At 41.4% G+C, this 7487-nt stretch carries 7 protein-coding genes; 1 reads left to right on the top strand and 6 read right to left on the bottom strand.

Going from position 1 to position 7487, the window contains the following annotated elements; all coding sequences use genetic code 11:
* Positions 1-175: 175 nt before the first annotated feature.
* Positions 176-1054 (bottom strand): protease HtpX, encoded by an 879-nt coding sequence (gene htpX / locus EV213_RS08800; protein WP_133580157.1) that lies wholly within the window; start codon positions 1052-1054, stop codon positions 176-178.
* A gap of 138 nt (positions 1055-1192) precedes the next feature.
* Here htpX and EV213_RS08795 point away from each other — a divergent pair, with 138 nt between their 5' ends.
* Positions 1193-1843 (top strand): DUF1836 domain-containing protein, encoded by a 651-nt coding sequence (locus EV213_RS08795; RefSeq protein WP_166639226.1) that lies wholly within the window; start codon positions 1193-1195, stop codon positions 1841-1843.
* A 159-nt stretch (positions 1844-2002) separates the two neighbouring features.
* Here the strand turns inward: EV213_RS08795 and vrrA are convergent, their stop codons facing one another.
* From vrrA to EV213_RS08770, 5 genes are all read right to left on the bottom strand, one after another.
* Complete coding sequence (vrrA, locus tag EV213_RS08790) at positions 2003-2542, bottom strand: VrrA/YqfQ family protein (RefSeq protein WP_133580155.1); 540 nt, start codon at positions 2540-2542, stop codon at positions 2003-2005.
* A gap of 188 nt (positions 2543-2730) precedes the next feature.
* Positions 2731-2988, bottom strand: coding sequence for a stage VI sporulation protein F (locus EV213_RS08785; protein WP_133580154.1), 258 nt, complete (start codon positions 2986-2988; stop codon positions 2731-2733).
* Positions 2989-3122: 134 nt separating this feature from the next.
* Positions 3123-3740 carry a YpmS family protein gene (locus tag EV213_RS08780; protein WP_133580153.1) on the bottom strand — a complete coding sequence of 206 codons (618 nt, stop codon included), beginning with the start codon at positions 3738-3740 and terminating at the stop codon, positions 3123-3125.
* 26 nt (positions 3741-3766) lie between these two features.
* Positions 3767-4603: an SGNH/GDSL hydrolase family protein gene (locus EV213_RS08775; protein ID WP_133580152.1), complete on the bottom strand. Its 837-nt coding sequence runs from the start codon at positions 4601-4603 to the stop codon at positions 3767-3769.
* A 217-nt stretch (positions 4604-4820) separates the two neighbouring features.
* Complete coding sequence (locus EV213_RS08770; RefSeq protein ID WP_133580303.1) at positions 4821-6671, bottom strand: monovalent cation:proton antiporter family protein; 1851 nt, start codon at positions 6669-6671, stop codon at positions 4821-4823.
* Positions 6672-7487 lie beyond the last annotated feature (816 nt).

Genomic DNA, 7487 nt, shown 5'->3' with positions numbered 1-7487 from the left:
ATGAGCACCGGACAAGTCAAAGCAACGAAGAAAGCGAGCGTTTCTCATCAGCCTGAAAAGCTGCTTTGTACGTCTTTAACAAGACCAAAGCAGCTTTTTTTCTATGCAACATCCTAATACAAAAACAAGGGAAGCTCATCTGAGGATGGCTTCCCTTGTTTAACATACTTTTTTCTTAACGTTCTTCGAGGCGTTGAATACGTTCCTCAAGTGGAGGGTGACTAGAAAAGAGCTTCATGGCACCTTTGCCGTTAATTTTTAATGTCGCAACAGACGTGTCTTCTGAACGAACACGATCCGAGTAAGCTTGTAGTGAACGCAGGGCATGAACCATTTTGTCTTTGCCCGCAAGATCTGCGCCACCTTTGTCTGCATGGTACTCACGATAACGAGAGTACGCAAGAACGACAATGCTGCCAAGAATCGAGAACAAAATTTGAAACACAATAATCGCAATGAAGTGGATTATCGGTGAAAATTCTTCGCGAATTTGAGACACTGCCCAAGCAGCCACTCTTGCCAAAAAGACGACAAAGGTGTTCACAACCCCCTGGAGGAGTGTCATGGTGACCATATCACCGTTTGAAATATGAGCCACTTCATGTGCAAGGACGCCTTCAACGGCGTTGTCATCCAATTCATAAAGCAATCCAGCTGATACTGCCACAAGGGAGCGATTTTTAGAAGGCCCGGTTGCGAACGCATTGACTTCTGGTGAGTCGTAAATGCCGACCTGTGGCATTTTTGAAATACCTGCCGTTTGCGCCAAGCGATGCACGCGCTCGACAAGATCTCGTTCCTGAGCACTAAGGTTTGGATCTTCTGGTTTAAGAACACGTACGCGCATAGCGAATTTCGCCATCCATCTTGAGATGGCAAGAGAAATAAAAGCCCCGGTAAAGCCTACAATAGCACTGAAAATTAACAATGTCGTGAGATTCAGACTGCCATCCATATTGATATAGCTGCCTACACCTAATACATTAAGCACGACAGAGATGGTCACGATAACAAGAATATTCGTGAGAACGAAAAGCATAATTCGCTTAAACATCTTTGATTGTTGAGCCTCCCTAGTTTATAATGGCATTACTAATTTCAGGTTCATTTGAACCTTTATGTTACTTAGTCCTATTATAATCATTATAGGTTTACAATTCAATCATTATCCATTAAGAAAGAGGTTTTTTATGTGCATGTTTGGTCTAGAAAAACAGTTGCAGCTTTACTCATCGGGGACGTCGAAACATATAAAGCCAGTAGACAAGGGAAATATGATGACCTTCCCCAGCTTGCATCGCTGCTTAAGAAACTAGAAGAAAAAAAAGTAAATTCTGTCGGCTTGTCCCTAAAAGAAATTGTCATGTTAGGCAATATGGTACATGACGTCGACATGAAGGAAACCTCAGTTCGAAATTGGTTAAAGCGGGATGCGAAGGAGCTTATTGGTACTCCGTGGCTTGGACGAAAATACTCAGGAGATCAAGCCGTTCTTCTCCTTTTGATTGAAGATTTACGTGGTGCTTTAGACTTTGCATCCATTCGAAAGGTGCTTGAGAAGGTGTTTAACCGCTTAGATAATCGCAACGATGACCTCGTGCCTCCTGTCGATTTTTATCTCATATATGCAGAGGTGTTCAGAAAAGCTGCGACCCTCCAAGAAGGATCTGATTTGCTTCAGCAAGCGTTTAATCAAAGAATTACAACACTTAGTAAACATTCTTGCCACATGTTCGATGAACCTGTTCAGCCTGTGATATGTTCCTCGTTGGAAGTGATGATTCATGCGTGTTTGGCAAGTCATTTTAAACATTCTGCCAGAATTCTTGCAGAACAGCTTTAACGTATGGTCGTGATTGCTAAAGGCCATGAGTCTCTTCATTTGTCGCAAGACTATACTTCCCAGCAAATGAGATTGAAGATGTCATTTCTTTAAAAAACACTTAAGAAAGAAAATCGTTATGGAGGGACCAACCCGACTTCTCTCAGTAAGTGAGTATAATTATACGTAAAGCTTTGGTGTCGATGGCTTTTCTACCTCTTTGCTATACTCCTCTTCATAGGAGAATTGTGAGACTGATTCGTTGTCACTATTTGAAAGAGGCTCTTTCGTTTTTTTAGCAGTAGTAGCTGATACTGACGGTTCTTGATTACCTGATTCTTCAGTAGCCGTCTCATCACCGCTGCCTTTCATGTCAGTAAATGCCTTCATCATTTTAAACATCGCAGGCAAGTTTTTAAGCATTGGCCCATATTGCTGTGCTTGCTTGACAATCGGTGCTGCTGATTCTGCGAGCTTTAACATGTTTTGCATATTTCCCATGGCGCCTTCAATTCCACCACCGCCACTTACATTGCTGATCAAGCTTTGCAAAAATCCACCGCCGGCCGCAGCGGGAGGTGCTTGAACAGGTGGTGGAAATGGCATTCCTCGATTGGCCATAGGAGGCATAAAGGATTGCGGAGAAAAGCCAGGTCCACGATGAGAGGGTGGTTGAAAGGGAGGACGCACATTAGGATGATTGGGGGGGTAACGGAACATTTTAACCCATCTCCTTCATCTCGAATACCCATTGCTGAGGTCGTTGTATTGTATGCGGAGCGATAAGGGAATGTGTCTATGGGTTGGTTGTGTGACCGAATCTCCGTCTAGAGGGTAGGAGGGCATGAAGAAATCCACAGTAAGAACGGATCAAAAAACGGCAAAGAGCTATCTCTGCCGTTTTTCGTTTACTTTTTATCCATCATTTTTGAAAGTGATGAAAAGTCCAATGGGACATTGTCTTTAAGGATGGCCTGGACGAGCTTATCTTCTTTTTGTTTGGAAACAGGTTTGTTCGCGATTAAAGAAACTTGTTGAATCACCTGGCGAACGGTTTTTTCATCTCTCAAGTTTGCGTGTTGCAGGGAATCTGCCAGTTTTAAAAGATCATTCATTTTGACACCAGTTTTCTTCTCGACGGAATCAAAGAACGGATTTTGAGCCATAAGTCTTCCTCCCGTTGTTCATAGTTAGATGGATGCCGGAGCATCACATTTATCCTATGTGCAGGAAGGAAGGAGTGTGCGCCACAACACTATCAAAACGGTTGAATGTGTATACGCACGCTGGCATTCGACAATTATGACTGTTCTTGAATGAGCTTACGAGGCACTTTAATTTCGATTTTGATTTGGTTGTTTGGGAGGTCGAAATTTTTCACTTCAAATGAGACGCCACCAGTAGAAGTGAATTCGGTCAGCTCAACGGTAACAACTTTATCCTTGGGACGAATCGTTACCCAATCAGGAAGTGCATAATGTCGCTGCACATATTCCAATACCGTTTTTACTGGCAAAGGAAGCTCTCCTACTTGCAGCCGCGATTGATGGAGCTCTAAATCGCCATTTGGAAGTACTTTAGGAGTGAATGCCAACAATAAATCGACGTCTTGACCAAACGCTTTAATCGATCCGTAAAGTCTGACATCCTTTTCCTCTAACCGAATTGTATATGGAATAATTGCATTTTTTGTTTGCTCTTCAAGAAATGTGTCAATGACTTCGTTTAAGTCTGTTTTTGATGCCTCAATGGTAAATGGATAACTATCTCGTTCTGCAACTGGAGAGGCTGAGGTATCATGCGGAACGGTAATCGGTCCAAATATAGCCCATATGAGAAAAGCAACAATGGCAACATTAACACCAGCCAAAGCGATAAAGAGCCATTTCCAGAGCGATTTTTTGTTGAGAGATTTCATACGCAAAGACCCCTTCTGTCGATTTACTACTCGTCTGATGTATCTAGTGCTTGTTCTACGTACGTATCGACGCGGGTCGCAATTCGCTTATAGCCATCCACATTCGGGTGAAAATTATCTTCGTATAAGAGATTGTCAGAGGTATCTAGGAAGATGTCTCTGATCGGGATAAAGGTAATATTATCAAACTGTTGAACAATTGAACGGCTTTCCGAGTCCCACGTTTTCACAATTGTGTTCATTTCATCGATATCCTTAAAGAATTTGGAGAACGGATTGTACATTCCAATTAAGAAAATAGGTGCAGCTTTATTTATTTTACGTGTTTCTTTTAAGATCGTCTCAATTCGCTTCCCGTAAGGCTCTGTTTCAGCCATAAATGGTGTAATTGTAAGGGACATAATATTATTGTACATAATTTTCACGAGATCATTGCCGCCGATTGTAATGTAAATTTGATCAGCAGACGTTAATGCCTCTCTGTATTTCTCGCGGTCCAAGCGCTTAATTAACTCGTCGGAGCGTAACCCTGTGACACCAAGGTTCGTGATATTAATTGAATTGAAATTCCCAGAATGTAATAAGTCCTTTTTTAAAAACCGTAAATAACCGCCACGACCAGTTGGGTCTCCAACTCCCTTCGTTAAAGAATCCCCCATTGCAACGATTTTAATGTCGTCTGCAAAAAGATTAAGCACAGGTGGGTCAAGCAGTGGTTGATGAACTTCCCTGACCTGTGCTTTTTGTACTTGGTTTACGTTGTCAACAGGAGTGGAGGGCTGTGTATAAACCAATGCACTGCTGATCGCAATGGCTAGGAAGACAATTAAAATGGAAACAATCATGCTTTTTTTGTTTTTCATATGCCACCCTCCTGCCTTCAGATCAATTTAACTATACTATGGTCAATGCAAGTAGTGCGAATACATCAATTGAGCACTTGTTCTTAGGCCATTGACCTCGTATCTATACTGTACTCATTATACAAGCAAATGTTGATATATAGGATTTAATTACAATAAAAGGTAACAAAAAAGAAAACAGCCTGTATGTGTAATACAGACTGATTTCCCTAATTTATTATGTCAAAACCTCTCTTAGATCATCGACACTATCCTCAGAACCGGTCACGATGAGACGATCTCCTCTTCTAAGCTTCGTATCGCCATGGGGGACAATCGATTCTTCACCTCTAAAAATTCGAACGACGATCGTATCACCGAAAAACGGGAATTTTCGTAGCTCAACGTCATTAAAAGCTTCGTTTTGCAGATGTATCTCAGTAAGACCTTCTTCAGTTGTCGTAAATATGCTTGCTGCATGAGGCGCAACAATTAATGCACGTAGCATTGTCTTTGTGGAAAAATACGAGGAAAATACTTTTGCCCCTTGGTTAATAAGTTCATCGCTTTTGGCAGGCTCCTCAATACGTGCCACCACATGGTCAATGCCCGCAGAAAGTGCTCGTTGCGCAATCTCCATGTTCACATCGTCTCTTCCCGTTGCGGCAACAACAATGTGACTGTCGTACATATCAATGTCTTCCAATGTGTTGTGCTCATAATCTTTTATAAAGTGAACCTTGAAGTGAGATTTGGCCATCTTCTCAGCTTCTTGGCGCTGCTGCGACTGCTCGGTATGATACAAATGAACGTCATACAAGCTTTCCTCTAGCTCTAAGGACAACGGCAGAGTGAGCTGGTTCGCACCGAACACAGAAACGCGTTTTTTTTGTTGCATCTCATGCTGCTTCGGAAACACCTTGTTAAACAAAATTGGTGACAAAATACATGCAATGACAGCAAGAAGAATTAAGGCAGATGACATTTGTGTCGTAATCACACCAATTTCCTCCCCAATCGTGGCCGCTGCGACGACGAGTGAAAGGGTAGAGGTTAAAAGGAAACCAGAGCCTAAAACAGTTTTCATGTCATACCATTTTTTCATCACAAGCACAGGAATGATTTTTGAAATAAGCAAGGCTAAAAGCAGCATTGGAATTAGTATAAACACGCTCGGATCGGAGAACAGCTCGATTAAATCCAATTTCACACCGACCATCACAAAGAAGATGGGGATGAGAAAACCATAGCCAAAAGAATCAAGTTGACGAACCATTTCCCGATTAGGAGACAGCAACGAGACGAGCACACCAGCGAGAAAAGCGCCTAGGATGTTTTCTGCTCCAACGCTTTCTGATAAGCCAACCAAGACGATAATGAGCGTAAATACAGCCCTTGTTCCAATTTGAATCGTACCCGTAGATAAGGTTTCGAAAAATGTACGGTGACGAAAAAATTTGCCGACAAAGTAAAGCAAAATGCCTGCTGCAAACAAAATTAATAGCAAAAAGATGTTGCCACCTTCTTGATAAAAGGAAACGAAGACAGCGAGGAAAATCATTGTCACAAGATCAGCAATAACAGCAACGAGCAGGATGATCTGGCCAATGCTATCCTTCATAATCCCCGTTTCTTTTAATGTAGGAACAACTACACCTAATGAGATGGTTGAAATAACGAGCGTCATAAAGAAGGCATTGTCTGTAAATCCGAACCAAACAAGCATCAGTGATAGCAAATAAGAAATACCGAAAATAAAGACGAAAACAATTGTCGCCACTTTGAAAGTGTTTGGTTCTTCTTTTCCACTCGGCAGCTTTTTTGGTTTCTTTTTCTTAAGGAAAATAGAGAAATCTATTTCAACACCACTCAGGAACATTAAAAAGATGAACCCTAGTGTTGATAATATTTCAATCCACTGATCTTGCTGTACCAAGTCAAAGCCGCTTTGTCCGATAATTAAACCGATAATGATTTCAGCGACAACGATTGGAATGATCGTTAATTTGAATTTCTTTAAAAGGATTGGCGTGATAAAGGCAGCTAAAACGACGATGATTAATGAGGTGACTGATGGATCATGATTCATAATGATGAACTGAGCTTGAAGAAACTGTGGTCTCCATGCAACAGTAAATGTCACTTCCTTTCTTTGATATAGTTGTAAATATTGCTCTAGGCTAAAAAGAGTATAAAGAGGTCATGTCGACAATGCAATCATTAACCATCAAAATGTTTGTTTTAATAAATTTGGCAACTTCCGCAGTGCAAAAATCAGATCCATTCGATCTTATGATGCACTTATGGAGGTGAAAAGAAATCACGACCGCTTCGTCAAAATACTTCGCTTTCACCCTAAAGGGTACAAGTGCATCATCGACTCAAAAAGACTTCGTCGTGATTTCTTTGCCGCAGGAGTCTGCGTATTTTGACTACGCTGATGTTTGTTTCTGCGTAAATTGTTTTTTGTCTCGGTCTCGTATAACGAGTAAGAAAGCATGTTAATGCGTGATTGCTTACCAGACAAGACAAGTAAGTGCATCGTTTCATGCAAAGTTACATCACCTTGTGCAGTATTGATGAAACAGTGGACTTATGTTTAGATAACTTGGGTAGTGCGAAATCAACTTCAACGCGGGTTGTGTTTGAGTGCACGCTAGGTGAAATAGATCAATTGACATCTTGAGAACAATTCCTGCTGTATTCAATAATTATTAAGGTGTCAATGCTCGCAATACTGTTTCCCAAAAGATCGCCTTTACGTAAGTAAGCGGATCTCTACGTTCTGAATAAATAGATTAGTCCTTTTTAATTCATGTCACAAAAAAATGAGTTTATCATGAAAAGCCTGCCACTAGCGAGACTCCTACGGGAAAAGCGAGCTAAGCGAGACCCCACAGAGAGC

Origin of the sequence: Aureibacillus halotolerans (assembly GCF_004363045.1) — a bacterium.
GTDB lineage: Bacteria > Bacillota > Bacilli > Bacillales > DSM-28697 > Aureibacillus > Aureibacillus halotolerans.
The sequence above is the reverse complement of the archived record's forward strand: the minus strand, read 5'-3'. Positions and strand labels throughout refer to the sequence as shown.